General features: G+C 41.6%; 16 protein-coding genes and 1 tRNA gene. 10 read left to right on the top strand and 7 right to left on the bottom strand.

Annotation, left to right across the window (positions count from 1 at the left end; all coding sequences use genetic code 11):
- Positions 1–26 precede the first annotated feature (26 nt).
- The 9 genes from AC5JL8_RS34520 (at position 27) to AC5JL8_RS34480 (ending at position 12,337) form a co-directional block, all read left to right on the top strand.
- Entirely contained in the window at positions 27–1,535 is a 1,509-nt protein-coding gene (locus AC5JL8_RS34520; RefSeq protein ID WP_495884192.1) for a TM0106 family RecB-like putative nuclease, read from the top strand.
- A 77-nt stretch (positions 1,536–1,612) separates the two neighbouring features.
- Positions 1,613–2,797 carry an esterase-like activity of phytase family protein gene (locus AC5JL8_RS34515; RefSeq protein WP_495884191.1) on the top strand — a complete coding sequence of 395 codons (1,185 nt, stop codon included), beginning with the start codon at positions 1,613–1,615 and terminating at the stop codon, positions 2,795–2,797.
- 361 nt (positions 2,798–3,158) lie between these two features.
- Positions 3,159–4,784: a serine/threonine protein kinase gene (locus tag AC5JL8_RS34510; protein WP_495884190.1), complete on the top strand. Its 1,626-nt coding sequence runs from the start codon at positions 3,159–3,161 to the stop codon at positions 4,782–4,784.
- A 102-nt stretch (positions 4,785–4,886) separates the two neighbouring features.
- Positions 4,887–6,434, top strand: coding sequence for a serine/threonine protein kinase (locus tag AC5JL8_RS34505; protein WP_495884189.1), 1,548 nt, complete (start codon positions 4,887–4,889; stop codon positions 6,432–6,434).
- Positions 6,435–6,536: 102 nt separating this feature from the next.
- Positions 6,537–6,610, top strand: a tRNA-Asp gene (locus tag AC5JL8_RS34500).
- 170 nt (positions 6,611–6,780) lie between these two features.
- The gene (gltX, locus tag AC5JL8_RS34495) at positions 6,781–8,226 is read left to right on the top strand and encodes a glutamate--tRNA ligase (protein WP_495884188.1); all 1,446 of its coding nucleotides are present in this window, start codon (positions 6,781–6,783) and stop codon (positions 8,224–8,226) included.
- 321 nt (positions 8,227–8,547) lie between these two features.
- Positions 8,548–9,042, top strand: a complete 495-nt coding sequence (locus tag AC5JL8_RS34490; protein ID WP_495884187.1) for a hypothetical protein — start codon at positions 8,548–8,550, stop codon at positions 9,040–9,042.
- A 652-nt stretch (positions 9,043–9,694) separates the two neighbouring features.
- Complete coding sequence (gene ftsH2 / locus AC5JL8_RS34485) at positions 9,695–11,581, top strand: ATP-dependent zinc metalloprotease FtsH2 (protein ID WP_495884186.1); 1,887 nt, start codon at positions 9,695–9,697, stop codon at positions 11,579–11,581.
- Positions 11,582–11,791: 210 nt separating this feature from the next.
- The gene (locus AC5JL8_RS34480) at positions 11,792–12,337 is read left to right on the top strand and encodes a hypothetical protein (RefSeq protein WP_495884185.1); all 546 of its coding nucleotides are present in this window, start codon (positions 11,792–11,794) and stop codon (positions 12,335–12,337) included.
- A gap of 82 nt (positions 12,338–12,419) precedes the next feature.
- Here AC5JL8_RS34480 and AC5JL8_RS34475 read toward each other — a convergent pair whose 3' ends face one another.
- On the bottom strand, positions 12,420–13,727 hold the full coding sequence (locus AC5JL8_RS34475) for an aminopeptidase P N-terminal domain-containing protein (RefSeq protein ID WP_495884256.1): 1,308 nt from the start codon (positions 13,725–13,727) through the stop codon (positions 12,420–12,422).
- A gap of 401 nt (positions 13,728–14,128) precedes the next feature.
- Between AC5JL8_RS34475 and AC5JL8_RS34470 the strand changes: the two genes are divergently transcribed.
- On the top strand, positions 14,129–15,469 hold the full coding sequence (locus AC5JL8_RS34470) for an FG-GAP repeat domain-containing protein (protein WP_495884184.1): 1,341 nt from the start codon (positions 14,129–14,131) through the stop codon (positions 15,467–15,469).
- Positions 15,470–15,814: 345 nt separating this feature from the next.
- Here AC5JL8_RS34470 and AC5JL8_RS34465 read toward each other — a convergent pair whose 3' ends face one another.
- The 6 genes from AC5JL8_RS34465 to prfB all read right to left on the bottom strand — a co-directional run bounded on the left by AC5JL8_RS34465 (position 15,815) and on the right by prfB (position 19,931).
- Positions 15,815–16,582 (bottom strand): MBL fold metallo-hydrolase, encoded by a 768-nt coding sequence (locus AC5JL8_RS34465; RefSeq protein ID WP_495884183.1) that lies wholly within the window; start codon positions 16,580–16,582, stop codon positions 15,815–15,817.
- Between the two features lie 3 nt (positions 16,583–16,585).
- Entirely contained in the window at positions 16,586–17,185 is a 600-nt protein-coding gene (locus AC5JL8_RS34460; protein WP_495884182.1) for an anthranilate synthase component II, read from the bottom strand.
- Between the two features lie 116 nt (positions 17,186–17,301).
- The gene (locus tag AC5JL8_RS34455; protein ID WP_495884181.1) at positions 17,302–17,757 is read right to left on the bottom strand and encodes a diacylglycerol kinase family protein; all 456 of its coding nucleotides are present in this window, start codon (positions 17,755–17,757) and stop codon (positions 17,302–17,304) included.
- A 155-nt stretch (positions 17,758–17,912) separates the two neighbouring features.
- Positions 17,913–18,440: an rRNA maturation RNase YbeY gene (gene ybeY, locus AC5JL8_RS34450; RefSeq protein ID WP_495884180.1), complete on the bottom strand. Its 528-nt coding sequence runs from the start codon at positions 18,438–18,440 to the stop codon at positions 17,913–17,915.
- 42 nt (positions 18,441–18,482) lie between these two features.
- Positions 18,483–18,638 carry a DUF3285 domain-containing protein gene (locus tag AC5JL8_RS34445; RefSeq protein ID WP_495884179.1) on the bottom strand — a complete coding sequence of 52 codons (156 nt, stop codon included), beginning with the start codon at positions 18,636–18,638 and terminating at the stop codon, positions 18,483–18,485.
- Positions 18,639–18,808: 170 nt separating this feature from the next.
- Positions 18,809–19,931 (bottom strand): peptide chain release factor 2 gene (prfB, locus tag AC5JL8_RS34440; protein ID WP_495884178.1). Its coding sequence is split into 2 segments (ribosomal slippage): positions 18,809–19,858 and positions 19,860–19,931, totalling 1,122 coding nucleotides; the frame shifts between segments, so codons are not numbered across the junction.
- Positions 19,932–20,017: the final 86 nt, after the last annotated feature.

Raw genomic sequence — 20,017 nt, 5'->3', positions numbered from 1 at the left:
GTACTAATTATTGCTAGCTTAATGGAATGTTAATTAATGCTGATCTGTTACTGCAATATCAACGCTGTAAGCGCCGACCTTTTTTAGATAGTCACGGTGACAAAAACCAGCGAGATACTCCCAATGAGTTACTGCTAAAACTGCAACACGACAAAATCGCTTATCAAAGCAGTGTCTTAGCTAATTTGTCTTACCACAGACCAAATTATCCCAAAGGAAATTGGCAAGCAGGGCAAGCAGCAACTTTAGAATTGATGCAGCGTGGAGTTGAGTACATTCGTCAAGGTGTGCTGTTAGCCAGTTACGACGATTGGGTAAACACAGGGAATGAAGAGGTTTCTCTATCCCCAAGTTATCAAGGGTATACCTTACTCAGTCGTCCAGATTTACTTGTGAAACAGCCAGGAGAATCTTGCTTTGGAGATTGGATGTACGTTCCGGCGAGTCTGGAAATGGGTAAACGCCCCAAACAAGAATATCAAGTTGGAGTAGCATTTCACGCCCAAGTCTTGGCGACAGTGCAGGGAGTTATGCCCCAAACAGCTTGGCTGAAACTGCGGACTAAAGATAGTAGTTATGCAGTAGATTTGCAAAGATGGAACCCAGAGATGCAACGCATTCTCGCCGAGTTGATTCAAACTTTAGAGTTAGCCGATGGGCCAGAAGTATTTATTTCTCGACAAAAATGCAGTCTTTGTCATTGGTACAGTAATTGTTATGCGATCGCCCAATCACAAAAACATCTTTCACTGTTACCAGGAGTAACACCTGTTCGCTACACTCAACTACAAGCTCTCTCGATCACCACACTGGAATCTCTTGCTAGTACCAGCCCCAGCGTACTAGAAAACTTGCCTGGGTTTGATAGTGAGGTAGCGCCCAAGCTAATAGTACAAGCTCAATCTGTATTACAAAGTCGTCCGTTTATCTTACCCTACCCAGCAGCAACAGAAAATATCACCTTCACTGCTCCCATAGAAATTTACTTTGATATTGAGGCACAACCAGACTTGAATTTAAATTATTTGTTGGGAGTGTTGATTGTTGATCGGCAAACTAACACAGAACAGTTTTATTCTCTCCTCGCAGACAGACCAGAAGATGAAGAATTAATCTGGCAGCAATTTTTAGATTTGATTGGGCAATATCCCGAAGCCCCAATTTATCATTTTTGTGCTTACGAATTTGATACAGTCAAACGACTGGCAAAGCTGTACCACACACCTTATTCCTCAGTGCGCCCTGTATTAAATCGCTTTGTGGATGTGTATGAACAACTAACCCAAAGCGTCGCCTTACCCATAGAAAGTTATGCCCTCAAAGCCATTGCCCGTTGGTTAGGATTTGAATGGCGAGACAAAGAAGCTAGCGGTGCTAAGTGTATTTACTGGTATGATCAGTGGCTAGAAACAGGCGATCGCACCTTATTGGAATTAATTCAACGCTACAACGAAGACGACTGCCGCGCCACCCGCAATGTCAAAGATTGGTTAGTCAAATTTTTTCAGGAAGAATATTATTTGCGACCTGCTTAAATCAAGTCTCATAAATAGTTAATAACTTGAGCGTGATATTGTGTTGGGTGACTTTTACACTTTAGCGATCGCTATCCATGCAGCTCATCAAGAAACTCTTGACATTGCCAAGAATTATTTACTTTAGCATCCCAATTTTAATTATCAGCCTTTTCTTCACCAATTTAGCATCTACTGCCGTTACCGTTAGTGGCATAGAGTTTATCGGACAAGCAACTTTACCGCAAGGATTATCCTTCCAAAAAACGGCTGTGGGAGGATTATCTGGAATTACCTACGACGCAAAAAACGACCTTTATTATGCCATCTCAGATGACCGCAGCCAAAAAGCTCCCGCTCGTTTCTACACCCTAAAAATTGACCTCAGTAAAGGTACATTGAAAAATGGCGGTGTTGTTCCTGTCGGTGTGACCACACTATTAAATGAAAGTGGTGAAAAATATCCTCCAGGTACGACTGATACAGAAGGTATTGCTTTAACTAGTAAAAAAAGTGTCTTTATCTCTTCTGAAGGTGATCCTAAGCAATTAATTAATTCTTTTATTAAAGAGTTTTCCCTATCTACTGGCAAAGAAATAACAACTCTACCCATACCAAACAAGTTTTTGCCAGATAAAAAGGGTCAGCAAGGGTTCCGTAACAATTTAGCTTTTGAAAGTCTAACAATTACACCAGATGAAAAGCATTTATTTACAGCCACCGAAAATGCTTTAATTCAAGATGGTGCAGAAGCTCAACCCAGAATCGGCACTCCTTGCCGGATTTTACAATACAACCTATTTATCAACCAACCAGAAAAGGAATTTCTTTACCAGACTGAACCAGTTACGCCTATTTTAAATCTTACAGGCAAATTTGCTAGCGGCTTACCTGATTTAGTTGCCCTTGATAATCAAGGAAATTTCCTTAGTTTAGAAAGGTCTTTTACAGGCTTGGGATTTGCAATTTCCCTATTCCAGATTTCTTTAAAGGGTGCTGATGACATTCATAAGATTAATAGCTTTTCAGCTGTTGACTCCAAAACAATTAAACCTGTTCAGAAAAAACAGCTTTTAGATTTGAGAAATTTAGACGTGTTGCTAGATAATATCGAAGGCTTAACCCTTGGCCCGAAATTGCCAGATGGACAGCGCTCATTAATTCTAATTAGTGATAACAACTTCAATGCTCTACAACGTAATCAAATACTAGCCTTTAAGTTGAAGATTGAATCACCAATAAGTAGGCTATTACGCCGTTTATTTCCAAATTATAATCACTAAGTTTTCCTATAAAATACTTCGTAGTTGCGCTGAACTGCAACTATAAATTTCATCTTTATAAATGGAACTTATTTCTATAGATTACGTATATTTACTGAACGAATTCTACAAATCTATTGGAGCAATCTATGGATTCAGTGAAATTTCCCATACGCTTGCTTTAATAAATATGTTACACCTAGCTTAAGAACTATTACAGACAGATTTCGTTCTTATTTATGGATAGTTAACATAAAATTGTAGTAATTTTTACATCATATGATTGACTCTCTAAAATTTATGTTCTTTTTTTCGGATAAAATAAAGGTTTAAGGAGAGCTATAAACTTAACTTCTTAGGTTTATTTTTCATAAATAATTTTATGGTGCATAATCCAATTCCAAGCCTAGGAAATTCTAAAAATGAAGTAGATATATATATTGGTAAATTATTAAATAATCGCTATTTAATAAGAGATTTGATTGGCAAAGGCGGGATGGGTAGGGTTTACCTAGCAGAAGATATTGCTAAAGGCGGAATGCCAGTCGCAGTAAAAATTCTATCCTTAAGTCTGGCAAATCAGCAAATGTCCCAACGCTTTGCCAGAGAAATTTTTATTGGTGCTCAATTAGGTCGTAAAAGTAAAAATATTGTCCGGGTATTTAGTTACGGTGTAACCGAAGAAAATGTTCCTTTTTATGTAATGGAATATCTTCAAGGTAAAAATTTAAAACGTATCCTTAAAAATAAGACTATAACAATAACAGAAATTTTAGATATTTGTTATCAAATTTGTTTAGGTTTAGAATGCGCTCACCAAGGTATTGTCCTTAAAGGAGAAAATTATCCTATTGTTCATCGAGATATTAAGCCAGAAAATATCTTTATTACTGGAGATCCTAAAAGAGGGAATATTGTAAAGATTCTCGATTTTGGTATTGCCAAGTTTTTAACAGAGCGTAGTGGGATGACTATCACTGATTCTTTTATCGGTAGTTTACCTTATTGTTCTCCAGAACACATGGAGGGACGTAAACTACTCGATGTAAGATCTGATATTTACAGTTTGGGAGTACTGATGTTCGAGATGTTAGCTAGAAAACATCCATTTCAGGCAACAACTAACTCTTTTGGTAGTTGGTATCAAGCTCATCACTTTCAAACTCCACCGACATTTGAGGAAGTGAATCCGCAAATAGCAGTACCCCAAACATTACAAAAATTAGTGATGAGTTGTTTAGCAAAAGAAGTTAATGATCGACCCCAAAATACTAGGGAAATATTAGAAAGATTAAAACAAGTTAAGTGGGAACTTGAAAATACTCCGACTATTAGTAATAGTGATAGTTCAGACACATCGTCTACATTACAAATAGTACCTGTAACTTCATTATCTGAAAAAGAGTGCTTACAGAAAAAATGGCCAAAAAATCGGCCAATTGCACCAATTGGGTTTCCCTATTTATTACATACATTTAAAGCTACTATACCAACTTTTTGGGCAATGTTGCCCCAACAAGAAATTGCTAAATTTATAGATAAAATTCATGGCACTGAATTTATCGCCAAAATGAATGTATACCCGATGCTTTTATGGGTAACAGTACTATATGATAGCCAAAATTCTCAAACAAGGTGGTTATCTTGTTTTTTAGATATGAAAGATAGTAAAGGGCAAAAAATAGTACGTGTTTTAGCAGAAACAGGATACTACCATTTGTTATTTTTCCCTTTAGAGGAACCACAAAATTGCACTCATGTAATGACATTAACTCTCACTGCTAGTCAACGTCAGCAACTTACAGATTGGTTAGCGGTTAACCAAAATACAAATGAATTAATTTCTGTAAAACAAGCAAAAATTATTTTAAAAGCAGAGTACGAAAGGCTGAAAGCGACAATACTACGTAAAGCTGTAGATAATAAACAAAAAAGTGAAGAAGCTGCTTTAAAAGGTTGGGCTGCTAAGTTATTTTATCAAATTTTACAATTTTTATTGCGGCGTTGAAGTTTGGCTGTATAGATTAAACTACTTACAACCAGTAGCTGATAAAAACTTCAAATTTTTAGTAATTAATTTTGACTTTTGGAGTACTAAGAGGTTGTAAAAGTGAATCAAAGAGCATTTGCATCTCCAAATAATACAGGTCTACTTGCTAATCGTTATCAAATTAAACAGTTAATTGGTAAGGGAGGCATGGGCAAGGTTTTTCTAGCAAATGATGTTTTACTAGGAGGAATACCAGTTGCTATCAAATTTCTTGCTCAAACTGTTTCATCTGCCAAGATGCAAAAGGACTTTGCCCGTGAAGCTCTCATGAGTGCAGCTTTGAGCCAAAAAAGTATACATATTGTTCGAGCGTATGATTACGGTGTAAATGAAAAAGGTAACCCCTTTTACGTCATGGAATATTTGTCTGGCAAGTCTTTAAAGGAATTAATACCGATGAATTTGCCAAGGTTTATGACGATAGCACGTCAGATTTGCTTAGGCTTAGAATGTGCTCATCAAGGCCTTAACATAGACGGCAAAATTTATGCGCTAGTTCATCGAGATATTAAGCCAGCTAACATATTAGTTATCCCAGATCCTATATTGGGTCAGTTAGTCAAAATTTTAGATTTTGGAATTGCTAAATTTTTAAATTACACAGCAACACACAGCACAAATAAAGGATTTTACGGTACTCTGGCATATTCTTCTCCAGAACAACTAGAGGGAGGAGAATTAGATAGTCGCTCTGATATTTATAGCCTGGGTGTGATGATGTTTGAGATGCTCACAGGTGAAAAACCATGGCAACCAGAAACAGACCACTTTGGAGCTTGGTATAAAGCACATAATTTTGAAGCACCAAGAGCGATCGCAGATGTTAAACCCAATCTCCAAATACCTCAGGATCTAAATAATTTAATTATGGCTTGTCTTGCTAAATCAGCAAGCGATCGCCCCCAAAATGTTGGTCAAATTCTGCAAGTTTTAGAAAGTATAAATCGATCTAATTATCTCAAGCCTACAAACTTGAAGTTAGAAGATGCTTCCCCTACATCTAAAGCTGCGTCTCATACTGAGTTACCTGTAGCTGTAGAGCAAGCCTGTTGGCAACTTACCTGGCCCCAGAATAAACCGATTCAGGAAATTGTTTTTCCTCACCTTCTGGATACCGAACAAGGAACTATAGCGTCACTATGGCTGATGTTGTCTCAACAAGAAATTAAAGGTCGAGCACTTTCTATCCGTTACAACCAATTTATCTTCATCACATCCCCTCATCCCATGCTGCTATGGTTGACAGTCCTTTACAATCGCAAACTCGGCCCAAAGTGGCTACCCTGTTACCTAGATATGCAAAATCCTCAAAATCATAAACTGGTTAACTCATTATCAGAAAATGAACGCTACCCTTTGATTTTCTTTAATCTAGAAGCACCTCACGTCTGCGCCAGCGTTGTCAGCAGCTATATTGAGCCAATTCAGCGGCAAAAGCTGAAAACTTGGATAGAACAAAGTCAAAGCCTACCGCCTTCCTCCCAGCCTCATTTGAGCAAACAACTGTTAAAGCAGCAGTATAAGCAAATGCAACCCCAGATACAGCAGTATCTGGCAGCAACACCGCAGGTTGCAGAATCAGGCTCCATAGACGCTAAAATACACTGACAAACGGCAGGGGTGATGAAACAAAAAAACTATTAACTTCTAACTCCAATACCCCTTGACAAACCCAAAAAAAACATACATAATAGCAAAGTTGCCAATTAAGGGACTGTAGTTCAATTGGTTAGAGCACCGCCCTGTCACGGCGGAAGTTGCGGGTTCGAGCCCCGTCAGTCCCGTTAAAAGTTAAGAGTTATAAGTGCTGATTCCTGAGTTGATCGGGGTAAAAAATTCATTGTTAATACATACACGAGAATTTCTTTCTACCACAACTCTTTTAGCGATCGCTCTCAACTCAGCATTCAGCGCTTGTTATAGTTATCATGCTTTGTGAAAGAGAGAAAGAACTGTGACTGTTAGAGTTCGTATTGCTCCAAGTCCAACTGGGAATTTACATATTGGTACAGCCAGAACAGCTGTATTTAACTGGTTATTTGCCCGCCACCACGGTGGGACATTTATCCTGCGAATTGAAGATACCGACCTAGAGCGATCGCGTCCCGAATACACCGATAATATCCTGGAAGGGTTGCGCTGGTTGGGGCTGAACTGGGATGAAGGCCCATTTTTTCAATCTCAACGCCTGGAACTCTACGAAGAAGCGGTGCAAAAACTGCTAGAGCAAGGATTAGCTTATCGCTGCTATACCACCAGCGAAGAACTAGAAGCCCTACGAGAAGCCCAGAAAGCTAAAGGGGAAGCACCCCGCTATGATAACCGTCACCGCAACCTCACCCCAGAACAAGAAGCTGCTTATAAAGCTGAAGGCCGTAGCTTTGTGATTCGCTTCAAAATTGAAGATGAGCGAGAAATTGTTTGGCATGACCTAGTACGAGGAAAAATGTCCTGGCGAGGTAGTGACCTTGGTGGCGATATGGTGATTGCCCGTGCTGCCGAAGATGGTATTGGTCAACCACTGTACAACTTTGTTGTTGTGGTTGATGACATAGATATGCAAATCACTCATATCATTCGCGGAGAAGACCACATAGCCAATACCGCCAAGCAGATTCTGCTATACGAAGCTTTAGGAGCTAAGATACCAGAGTTTGCCCACGCGCCTCTAATTTTGAACATGGAAGGGCGCAAACTTTCTAAGCGAGATGGAGTCACTTCCATTTCTGACTTTAAACAAATGGGCTTCACACCCGAAGCTTTAGCGAATTACATGACATTACTGGGTTGGTCACCCCCAGACTCAACTCAGGAAATATTTACCTTAGAAGCAGCAGCCAAAGAGTTTAGCTTTGAGCGTGTGAATAAAGCAGGCGCTAAGTTTGACTGGGCGAAGCTGGATTGGTTAAACAGTCAGTATATCCACAATTTGCCTGTAGATAAATTGACAGATTTATTAATACCCTACTGGCAAGAAGCTGGGTATAAATTTGATGGAGGACGCGACCGCGGCTGGTTAGAACAGTTAGTAGCTTTAATTGGAGCAAGCCTAACTCGTCTCAAAGATGCCGTAGCGATGAGCCAACTGTTTTTTACCGACACAGTTGAATTTAGCGAAGAGGCAAGTAAACAGTTGCAGCAAGAAGGTTCTGCCGCCGCCCTCAAGGGAATTATCGCCGCTTTAGATAATCAGCCCAAACTCGAAGAAAGTAGTGCCCAGGAGATAATTAAACAGGTGGTAAAAGAGCAGAATGTGAAAAAAGGGTTAGTAATGCGATCGCTCCGAGCGGCCTTAACTGGAGATGTCCATGGGCCTGACCTGATCCAATCCTGGTTACTACTTCATCAGATTGGTTTAGATAAGCCACGGTTGAGTAGGGCCATAACAGCAGGCAATTAACCACTACCCGCAGTCTTGGGAAATATTCTAGATGATAAGGGCGCACGTACATGCGCCCCTATCCATAATTTAGATGAAGAGTCCTAATACCAATTAAAAATTCAAAATTAGGAAAGCCAGATGCCAAAAGAGTTTCTGAGTTTTTATCTCTTGCTGAATTTTAAAGAATTGGTATAAGTCCATAAAAACCCTCAGAACTTATGACTGTGTTCACTTCATTACTCAGAACTCAGCACTAAGCTTAGTCAATTCTTCTTCTTTTGGGAACCTGGCGTGTAAAATTCATGTCTTCAACAACACTTAGATAGATATGTAATTAATATGCCGAAGAAAGTATTCAATAAAGGAATCAGATTATCGTTGACGGTATTTACGCTTTTAGTTGCATCGACAATTAATGCTGTAGCTGATGTTCAGCCAACACCGACGATATTTGGAGATGTCACTATCGGCAAAGATTTTTCCCCAGATCCTTTTACAGTTCGTGGTATGAGTGGTGGCTCTGTACCTGGGAGTCAAGTTGCTAAAAGATCTGAAACCGCCACTGGCCCATGCACCGGATTTGTTGATGAAACACCAGACCACACATTGGAATTAACAAGTAAATTCGATTACCTGAAGCTGCGAGTGGACAGTCCTAAAGATACCACCCTAATTGTCAAGGGCCCTGGGGGTACATGGTGCAATGACGAGTTTGATAATCAAAATCCTGGCATAGTTGGTGAATGGCTTCCAGGAACTTACCAGATTTGGGTTGGCTCTTACGACCAAGGTCAATATTTCCCTTACACTCTACAAATTACAGAAGTTAAGTAAGTAAGCATCATTAACTGCGTACACTAGAATACGTGAAAAACTTTCTTTCCTTCTAGCTTGAAAGAGTGGTGAGTTCTGAGTAACAAGTAAGGATTTATCCCCTTGTCCCCTTGTCCCCCCGCTTTTTCAAGCCAAACCTTTGAGTTGTCAAGATATACGCATAAATTTATTAAATAGTTTTTAGTGCAAGGATTTAATTATCCAAAATAGTATAGAGGGATAGGGGAAAGTCGATAACTGTAAAAGTAGGGTTTTCCGAATGCTTGATGTCTTGACGCCCCCATATTCTCGTTTCTGTTCTGGTGCCATCATGTATTAAAATTAAGTTAACTTTAATTAAGATTCTGGTTGTTGCTATGGATCTGCTGTAACGGCCTTAAAGCTTCCATGGCAATTCACGTAAGACATCAGATTAAACAAAATGGATTTATCAAGATCCGTTTCATAGCTAACTAGTAACGCAAAAAGGATGAAGTATCAAGGATTTAGAAGCCACTGACACTGCTTTATGGAAGTTAATCCTGTAATTCGGTGTCCCTCTGTGAGCGGTGTAGTCATTGGCTAAAATGAAAAATTTTATACTTCATCCTTGATTGACACCATTCGCTTGCTAAAGCTGATGAATTTTATTGGCATCTAGAGGCAAATTAAGATGAAATTTTCCTGGAAAGTCCTAGTACTCTGGACAGTGCCTGCATTGGTAATAGGCTTTTTCTTCTGGCAGGGAGCTTTTGCTAGCGTTCCTGCGGACATGACTAAGAATGCAGCCAATACCCGTATGACCTATGGTCGCTTTCTAGAATACTTGGACGCCGATCGCGTTAGTAGCGTGGATCTTTACGAAGGCGGTAGGACAGCAATTGTAGAAGCTGTAGACCAAGATATCGAAAATCGTATCCAACGGTGGCGGGTGGATCTGCCTGTTAACGCTCCTGAGTTGATTAGCAAACTCAAAGAAAAAGGAATTAGCTTTGATGCTCACCCCATGCGGAATGATGGGGCTATCTGGGGACTGCTGGGCAATCTGATTTTTCCAATTTTATTGATTACCGGGTTGTTCTTTTTGTTCCGTCGCTCTAGCAACCTTCCCGGTGGGCCAGGTCAAGCCATGAATTTTGGCAAATCTAAGGCTCGCTTCCAAATGGAGGCTAAAACTGGAGTCAAATTCGACGATGTAGCAGGTATCGAAGAAGCTAAAGAAGAACTGCAAGAAGTCGTCACCTTCCTCAAACAACCAGAAAGATTTACTGCTGTAGGCGCGCGCATTCCCAAAGGCGTGTTGTTAGTTGGGCCTCCTGGCACAGGTAAAACTTTATTGGCAAAAGCGATCGCCGGGGAAGCAGGTGTACCGTTCTTCAGCATTTCCGGTTCAGAATTTGTAGAAATGTTTGTCGGTGTAGGTGCGTCCCGCGTGCGTGACTTGTTCAAGAAAGCCAAGGACAACGCCCCTTGTATCATCTTTATTGATGAAATTGATGCCGTAGGCAGACAACGGGGTGCTGGTATCGGTGGTGGTAACGATGAGCGAGAGCAAACCCTCAACCAACTGCTCACCGAAATGGATGGTTTTGAAGGCAACACAGGCATCATTATTATTGCCGCCACTAACCGTCCCGACGTATTAGACTCAGCCTTGTTGCGTCCGGGACGCTTTGACCGCCAAGTCACAGTAGATGCACCGGATATCAAAGGGCGTTTGGAAATTTTACAAGTTCACGCCCGCAACAAGAAACTCGACACCAGCGTCTCTTTAGATGCGATCGCTCGTCGTACTCCTGGTTTTACTGGTGCTGACTTAGCCAACTTACTTAACGAAGCTGCTATTCTCACCGCCAGAAGACGCAAAGAAGCGATCACCCTGCGCGAAATTGATGATGCGGTAGATCGGGTAGTGGCTGGGATGGAAGGCACTCCCTTAGTAGATAGCAAGAGCAAGCGCTTGATTGCTTACCACGAAGTCGGACACGCCTTAGTAGGAACTCTGTTAAAAGACCATGACCCAGTACAAAAAGTCACCCTCATCCCCAGAGGACAGGCGCAGGGTTTAACTTGGTTTACTCCCAACGAAGAACAGGGGTTAATTTCCCGTTCTCAACTCAAAGCCCGGATTACTGGTGCTTTGGGTGGCCGCGCCGCCGAAGAAGTAATTTTTGGCCCTGCGGAAGTAACAACTGGTGCTGGTGGAGACCTACAACAGTTGTCGGGAATGGCACGGCAAATGGTGACTCGGTTCGGGATGTCTGACTTAGGCCCATTGTCGCTGGAAAGCCAACAAGGAGAAGTGTTCTTGGGACGTGACTGGACGACGAGATCGGAATATTCCGAATCTATCGCCGCCCGTATCGATGCTCAAGTCAAGGCGATCGTGGAAGAATGCTACGAAACAGCCAAGAAAATTTTGCGTGAAAATCGTAGTGTTACAGACCGCTTAGTGGATCTGTTAATAGAAAAGGAAACCATTGACGGCACTGAATTTCGTCAGATTGTAGCTGAATATACTGACGTACCTGAAAAGCCGCAATACGTACCCCAACTGTAATCACAATTAGATTATAGGCAAAATGGGTGTGGTCTTCTTACCACACCCATTTTTTTAGTAGGTAAACACTGCTGTATGTTCTTACTATTGAGTTTATTTTATACAAAGAGGAAGCGCTATCAATTAGAGATTAATACCAAGCAGTTCTAAAGTCCGAAAATGCCTACATGGGTGTTGTATATAAGAATCTAACCTTTTAATTTCTCAAAGATGAATAGTAAAGCTAAATTATTGACTCTTGCTAGTTTAGCCGTTACCTTTTCTGGTCTTACAGTAGGGACAGTTCTAGCACAGTCAAAATTAACAAATCAGCCCAAACTAGCTATTAATGGAATTGGGTCAGTCAGAGTTGGGATGACTGTTTCCCAAGCAGCACAAGCTGCTGGTACTCGGCTAACTGGCGATGCGCCCAATAAATATTGTTACTACGTTAAGCCACAAGGGAAATCTCAGGATATTGGCTTCATGGTTGCAGAAGGTCGTATTGCTAGGGTAGATGTATGGAGAAATAGCAAGATTAGTACCCTCAAAGGTGCAAAAATCGGTGATACCGAAGCGCGGATTAAGTCACTCTATCGAGGACAAATTCAAGTTATGCCGCATCACTATGTTCAAGGTGGACATTACTTGACCTTTATACCGAAGGATGCAGCGGATAAAAACTATCGCGTAGTGTTCGAGACGGATGGCAAACGGGTTACTCAATTCAGATCGGGTAAACTCCCAGAAGTCCAATTTGTAGAAGGATGCAGTTGATTCCCATGCTTGACACATGGGATAGTGCGTTGGCTAGGACTAACGCACCCGAAAATAGGCGATCGCTTTTTTCAATTCAAAATTACCTTTCCACTTCATCCACTGCTTTAGGAACCCCAGCAGTTAGCACCTCATGTCCTGTGCTTGTAACTAAGACATCATCTTCGATGCGAATCCCAATCCCCACCCAGCGAGGATCTATTTCTGGCTGGTCTTCTGCTGGCTTAGTATCTGGCACAATATAAAGTCCTGGTTCTATAGTCAAAACTTGACCTGGTTGTAAAAGCTGCGGGTTATCGCCATGCTGATAAACTCCCACATCATGAACATCCAAGCCTAACCAATGACTGGTGCGATGCATATAAAATGGCTTATATTTTTCTTCCTCAATTAATTTGTCAATTTCACCTTTGAGGATGCCAACTTCGACTAAACCTTCAGTGAGAATGCGTACTGCTGTATCGTGAGCTAAATTGAAGGGATTACCTGGTTGTACTTGAGCGATCGCCTGTTTTTGTGCTTCTAATACAATCTCATACAATGTCTTTTGTTCTGGCGTAAACTTACCCCCTACCGGAAATGTCCGGGTAATATCGGAGTTGTAATAACCATAAGCACAACCAGCATCGATCAGCAGCAAGTCTTGCTGTTGCATTTGGCGGGTATTCTCAATGTAGTGCAGTACGCAAGCATTGGCCCCAGAAGCCACAATTGAAGGATAAGCAGGCCCCATTGCACCTCGCAGCCGAAATATGTGTTCTATCTCTGCTTGGATCTCGTACTCATAACGTCCGGGTGCTGTAACTTCTAATGCATAATTGTGTGCTTCAGTGGCGATCGCCGCAGCTTGACGCATCAAATCCAACTCCGATGGACTTTTCACTAGTCTCATGCTGTGTAGGATTGGGCCAGTATCTTCAATCGCAATTGGCCCTGTACCGCGCTTGGGATAAGTCCGCAGTAAATGCTGATAATGACCTAAAATTTTGTCATTAAAAGTGCGATCGCGTCCTAAATGGTAATACAGGCGATCGGCTTTTTCCAAATACTGTGGCAACTTTTCATCCAGATCAGTAATTGGGTAAGCTTCATCTGCACCGTAAATTTCCTTCGCTGCATCTACCCCACAACGATAACCAGTCCAAACCTCCTTCTCCCGCTCCTTCGGTTGGACAAACAGGATAAACTGATGTTCTGGGTGATGGGGTGCTAACACAGCCACAGCCTGGGGTTCGTTGAAACCAGTCAGGTAAAAGAAATCACTATCTTGACGATAAGTGTATTCCACATCGTTGTGCATCACTGCCATTGGCGCACTCCGAAAAATAGCAGTGCCATTGCCAAGTTTTGACATTAACTGCTGACGACGCTCCCGATATTCTGCTTGCATAGCCACTTTGTTTCTCAAATATGGTGATATCTTAACGTTTACTTACTACAGATTACATACATGACACGTATTAGACGTATTCAATAATTCAAATGATTTAACTAGTTGGACATAAATAAATTAATTTATGGAGATCGGGAACAGACAAATTATGTCTTGAATAAATAACAATTGATATTAACAGTAATTATGTTTACAGAAAATAACATACATAAAAATATTTTTGAACGGTTCATATTAGACTTGAAAATTTTAAAACAATCATTTATAAATGCATATCTGACATTTATCCAAAAAAGATTATAAACAAATATTCTAATCGAGGTAAATGTTATCAGTTAACAGAAATGACATCGATAAAATAGCTAAAACTTTTATGACACCAATCATAAAAACACATCATGCTTGGACAAAAAAGCAATTCAAACTTAGCATTAGGAAATAGTTCAACAGCATCATCTGGTCTAGAACAGTTGAGATGGAATGATTATAAATTTGATATCAGTAATGGAAATCAGTCATTTTTAGGCAGAAGCAGTTCCTCATCTGAATATGCAGGAGCACAGTCGAGACTGCCATCAACAAAGTCTTTATTTGGAGCCAACCCAAATCCGAATCCTTACTTAACTAGTGCGGCGATCGTTCCTGATTTTAACGCTGATGGCAAGACAGATAAAATCTGGGTCGATAGTCAAACAGGTGAAACTCAAGTCTGGCTGATGGACGGTACAAATGTTATCCAGAAAGGTTCTCTGGGTCAAATTGATGTATCTTCCACGGTATATAAAATTGGCGATTTTAACGCCGATGGTAAGACAGATTTCCTGTTGCGTAATCAGGTAACAGGTGAGAATAGCATTGTGCTAATGGATGGAACAAACGTTGCCAACTTCATTCCCATAGATACACTTGACGCATCTTGGACTCCTTATATTGGCGATTTTGATAGCGATCGCAAAACCGATATCCTATGGCGTAATAATCAAACAGGTCAAAACGCCATCTGGCTAGTGGATGCTACCAACCCCAACCAAGTCGTTAAAAGTGCAACCTTTATCGAATCAGTTGATCCAAGTTGGACTCCTACCATGGTCGATTTCGACGGTAATGGCAGAACAGACATCTTCTGGCGTAGCGCAACGGGTGAGAACAGCGCTTGGTTTATAGATGGTACTCAGGCTAATAAGAGTGCGCTAGAAACACTAGACCCAACCTGGACTTTTAGCCTTGGTGATTTCAACGGTGATTTCCGCTCAGATCTCCTCTGGCGGAACACTACAACAGGTGAGAACAAAATTTGGCAAGCAAATTCCTTATTACCAAATAGCGTCTTCTTCACTGAGGGGTCTCTGACAACGCTTGATGCTAACTGGAAATCTAGTATTGCTGATTTCAACGCCGATGGTAAGACAGATATCTTCTGGCACAATGAGGCAACTGGTGAAAACACCTCATGGCTAATGGATGGTGCAACAATCACTACTGAAACTTTCCTTTCACCCACCCCAACATCTTCAAAAGCATCGTTTGGCGATTTCAATAACGATGGCAGAACCGACATCTACTGGCGCGATTACGCAGGTGGTGCGGATGAAATTTGGACAACGAATACAGATGGCACAACAGTCACTAAGACTCCTATCGCCGAGACAGATAGGCTTTCTCCTGTACAAGTAGGAGAAGATGGTCAAGTAATAGTAGGGCCAGATGGTCTACCTCTACAAAAGTGGATTACCTTCTAAGACCTGACCTATTTGTTTAGGCAGCAAATTAGTTACACCTTTAGTTCTATGTCAGCAGTGAAAAAAAGTCAAAGCGTACTTCTAGCTTTGCCATCAAGAGCTTTGACTGATTACATAGTTACAGTTTTGTAGCCAAGCTGAGTAGAGTTTAACAATAATATTTTCTCTACTCATACTGAGTTAGTTTCAGGGAGAGATTGCCATTCTGAGTACGGAACATAGCAGAAGATCAAGGTAGCTTTACCACTACGCGACTACCCCTGCTCAGAAAACTTTGAACTGTGGAGAAGAAAGCAAGCTGTAAAGAGGAAAGATTCTCTTCCTCCCTCTTAGTCCAACCTAGTTTTAAAACTTGTAACTCAAGGTTTGAATTACACTATTCTCTGGCAAGTTACCAGAGCTAATAGTAATCGAGTCACTATTACTACGACGTACTGTTGTACCGTCCATCACGGTCAAAAACTCATCTAATGGCGAAATATCGCACTTAGCAGCATCTGCGGCTTGTGTACGATAATGGGTGGGAATTACCAGCTTGGGATTTAATATCTGAACTGCTTGCTTTGCTTCTTGGGCATTGTAAGCTTTTGCACTTCCCCCTACAGGGATGAATGCCACATCAGGACGCCCCATAAGAATTTTTTGCTCAATGGAAATAGGTGCAGCAGCGCCCCCTAAGTGCAGGATATTAACTCCCGCTTGCTTCCAACTCCAAGCAGTATTGATACCAAATTGTCTACCACCTTTACGATCGTGGTCTATGGCAATACCTTGGAACTTAATACCTTGGAACTCGTAAACTCCAGGTTCGTAAATTAGCTTTGGCTTTCCTGGAAGTCCATCCACTGCACCTTCATCCAGCAGTTGACTACTAATTAGTACTAAATCTGCCACTACTTTCGGTGAACGATACCCAGCAGTGCAGCCAACGGGACGAAATGGATTTACGAGAATTCTCACACCGCCGCCCGTAAACAGAAAGCAAGTATGACCCAACCATTGAACTGATAAACCGCTAGATTGCGCGTCAGCTTGAGATTCAGAAATTAAGGTAGTAAGAAAAGCTGTTGCCAAGCCCGCCCCAGCATAGCCCATCAACTGTCGTCGTTTCATTAATTACTCTCTCGACTGTAATTGTTCCAGAAAGTTTCGCAGCAATTGCTTGCCTGAAGATGTTAAAACACTCTCTGGGTGAAACTGGACGCCTTGAATATGAGGATAGTTCCGGTGTCGTACTCCCATAATAGTACCATCTTCAACCCAAGCGGTGATTTCTAACACATTGGGGCAAGTCTCGCGGTCAATAACCAGACTGTGATATCTGGTTGCAGTTAGGGGATTTTCTAATCCCTGGAAAACTCCTACTCCGGTGTGAGACACCTGAGAAGTTTTGCCATGCATTAACTCTGGAGCAGAAACGATTTTACCACCGAACACCTGACCAATGCTCTGATGTCCTAAACAGACGCCCAAAATTGGCAAACTAGAACCTAGTTGTTCAATTAAACTTAGGCTGATTCCGGCATCTTCTGGGCGACCAGGGCCTGGGGAAATAACTACAACCTCAGGATTTAAAGCCCGAATCTCATCTACAGATATTTTATCGTTGCGAAAAACCTTGATATCTGCCGCCACTGGGAACTCTGCCGCTAGTTCTCCCAGGTACTGCACTAAATTATAAGTAAAACTGTCGTAATTATCGATGACTATAATCACAGCTCATAGCTCCTGGTTATTACCACTTATACCATTTTGTTGAATTATTACCAGATTTAAATTGCTGTAAACGTCATCAATTATGGAATAAAACAAAGATGAGTGCTTAACCAAACCTACAAAGCTGACATAATTAAATTTGCCAGGCGGGGGAGTAAGAGCATCCCAGCTACCAGCACTGCTACCAAAGCTGATACCAGCACAGCGCCAGCAGCACAGTCTTTAGCAATTTTTGCTAACTCATGATAGGTCTGCTTTACAGTTAAGTCAACCAGCGACTCAATGGCTGTATTGAGTAACTCTAAAGCCAAAACTAAACCACTAGTTATACCAATTACTGCTATTTCTACCGGAGAAAGATGCAACACAATGCTTAAGGCGATCGCCATAGCGCAAACAGCTACATGGATGCGAAAGTTGCGTTGAGTATGAAAACTATAGCTGATTCCAGCCCAGGCATACTTAAAACTAATCAATAAACTAGAAGCAACTTGCCAAGAGAGTTCCCGTTCGTTAGTCACAAGTGATGGTAAGCAGTTTGGCGTTGATGGAGGAGAGATTTGTTGGGACATAGGCTTAAAAATCCTAAAATGGAGTGTGTCAAGTCAGTCAAGTCAGAATCTGCGGCGATTTTAAGGGCAAAATCAAGTTTTAAGCAATTTTCTTCAAAAGCATTTTTTAAATCAATACCCCTAAACATTCACTTTTAAAGAGATACAGATAATTGCTACTCTATGTCAAGAGCAATACCTATTTCTCTCAGCAATATTACTTGCTGTTCTAACATTCTTACCAAACTTTCTTCATCAGGATGATCCCAGCCCAATAGGTGGAGTAAGCCGTGAGCAACTAACCAAGCCAGTTCAGTTCGCAAACTATGCTCCTGCTGTTGGGCTTGGCGTTGTGCAGTATCTACAGAAACTACAATATCACCTAGATACAAAGGTTCAGAAGCAAACATTTCCTCGATTTGAGGATAATCTACCTCTAAGCCAGCAAAGGCTAAAACGTCTGTGGGCTTGTCCTGGTGGCGATATTGGGCATTCAGTGACTTAATTTCCGCATCATCTGTCAAACGCAGTCCTATTTCATAACTTGACGCTGGCGGAAGATCAGGGTGAAGTATTTCCAACCAGCGAACAAACCATGTTTCCCAAGTTTCACCAGCGATACGGTCATCAGTAGCCCCAAAAGTCAGTATTTTTTCTGGGGACGACTCATAAAAACAATCTTGCACATCTAGTTCAACTTGCACCAGTTACAAAGTCTCCTAGGCACTCAGGGTTTTGGTTTGTTGTCAGCGAGTTAGGTAAGCAAGACCTACAAATACAGCTAAAAGCCCCACAGTGGTAAGTACAAAATGTTTCACAGAGGTGCCACCCTTCCTCACCATGTTTCGCATGGCGAGTTTGACGTAGCTAGGTTGAGGTTCCGTTGATGGAGAGTTGCTCATGATGGTTTGATAACAAACTCTTTTATATATAAATGTAACAGTTAACCTTGAGTAAAACTTTCATTTTGCTGATTTAGGATTGGGGATTGGGGATCGGGTATTGGCTATTAGATATCTAAAAACACTCTTTCCCAGCCCCCAGTCCCCAGTCGCTAGCTCCTAATCTCCAATTACGCAGGAGTACTTTCTACCAATTGGTTTTCTTGCCGCAGATAAGCTTGGATAAACGCGTCAAGGTCGCCGTTCATCACATCTGTAATAGCAGTCGTTTCCGTATTGGTACGCAAATCTTTCACCATTTGATAGGGGTGAAACACATAATTACGGATTTGGTTACCCCAAGAAGCTTCCACCATATCACCTCGAATTTGGGCAATTTCTTGAGCGCGTTGCTCACGGGCAATTACCAACAGCTTTGCTTTGAGGCGAGTGAGGGCTTTCTCTTTATTTTGTAGCTGGGAGCGTTCTTCTGTACAGCGCACAGCAATACCAGTAGGAAGGTGAACAATCCGCACTGCCGTTTCTACCTTGTTGACATTCTGTCCACCTTTACCACCAGCTCGGGATGTGGTAATTTCCAAATCCTTTTCTGGAATATCTAGATGCACGGAGCTATCTATTTGTGGCATTACTTCCACCCCAGCAAAACTAGTTTGCCGTTTGCCGTTGGCATTAAATGGTGAAATCCGCACTAAGCGATGTGTACCAGTTTCCGATCGCAAATAACCATAGGCATAGCGACCAGTAATTTCCAAGGTTGCTGACTTAATTCCGGCTTCATCACCTTCCGACTCTTCAGCTAAAGTCACCTTATAACCGTGGGCTTCTGCCCAACGGGTGTACATCCGCATCAGCATAAACGCCCAGTCTTGGGCATCTGTGCCACCAGCACCAGCATTAATTGTCAGTACTGCTCCTTTATCGTCATAGGGCCCGGAAAGTAATTGTTGTAACTCCCACTGATCGAGTTCCCTATTGAGCTTAGTAATAGTAGATTCCGCTTCTTGCAATAGCGCTTCGTCGGTTTCTAACTCCAGCAACTCAACAACAGCCTTGGTATCTTCTAGACTAACTTGCCAGTGATGATACTGCTGGAGGTGAGCTTTGAGGTCATTAAGTTCTTGCAGTGTTTGTTGAGCCTGCGTTTGGTCGTTCCAAAATTCTGGCTGGGCTGATATTTGTTCCAGGTCTTGAATTTTGGCAGTCAGTGCAGGTACGTCAAAGATAGTCCTGGGTTTTACCCAGGCGGCTAGACAACGTTTCGATTTCGCGTTTGAGTTCTAAGACATCCATAGTGCTTATTCAAAGATAGAGCGCTTTGATTTTTGGAGCATTGCGCTTGAGTCTATTTGTATTTTTGATTTTAGCTGTAGTTGAGC

It is taken from the genome of Mojavia sp., assembly GCF_059505145.1.
This window is presented reverse-complemented; position numbering and strand designations above follow the sequence as displayed.

Coding starts and splice junctions, on each gene's coding strand:
- AC5JL8_RS34520 (WP_495884192.1), top strand. CDS start 27: ATGTTAATTAATGCTGATCTGTTACTGCAATATCAACGCTGTAAGCGC.
- AC5JL8_RS34515 (WP_495884191.1), top strand. CDS start 1,613: ATGCAGCTCATCAAGAAACTCTTGACATTGCCAAGAATTATTTACTTT.
- AC5JL8_RS34510 (WP_495884190.1), top strand. CDS start 3,159: ATGGTGCATAATCCAATTCCAAGCCTAGGAAATTCTAAAAATGAAGTA.
- AC5JL8_RS34490 (WP_495884187.1), top strand. CDS start 8,548: ATGCCGAAGAAAGTATTCAATAAAGGAATCAGATTATCGTTGACGGTA.
- ftsH2 (WP_495884186.1), top strand. CDS start 9,695: ATGAAATTTTCCTGGAAAGTCCTAGTACTCTGGACAGTGCCTGCATTG.
- AC5JL8_RS34480 (WP_495884185.1), top strand. CDS start 11,792: ATGAATAGTAAAGCTAAATTATTGACTCTTGCTAGTTTAGCCGTTACC.
- AC5JL8_RS34475 (WP_495884256.1), bottom strand. CDS start 13,727: ATGCAAGCAGAATATCGGGAGCGTCGTCAGCAGTTAATGTCAAAACTT.
- AC5JL8_RS34470 (WP_495884184.1), top strand. CDS start 14,129: ATGCTTGGACAAAAAAGCAATTCAAACTTAGCATTAGGAAATAGTTCA.
- AC5JL8_RS34465 (WP_495884183.1), bottom strand. CDS start 16,582: ATGAAACGACGACAGTTGATGGGCTATGCTGGGGCGGGCTTGGCAACA.
- AC5JL8_RS34455 (WP_495884181.1), bottom strand. CDS start 17,757: ATGTCCCAACAAATCTCTCCTCCATCAACGCCAAACTGCTTACCATCA.
- AC5JL8_RS34445 (WP_495884179.1), bottom strand. CDS start 18,638: ATGAGCAACTCTCCATCAACGGAACCTCAACCTAGCTACGTCAAACTC.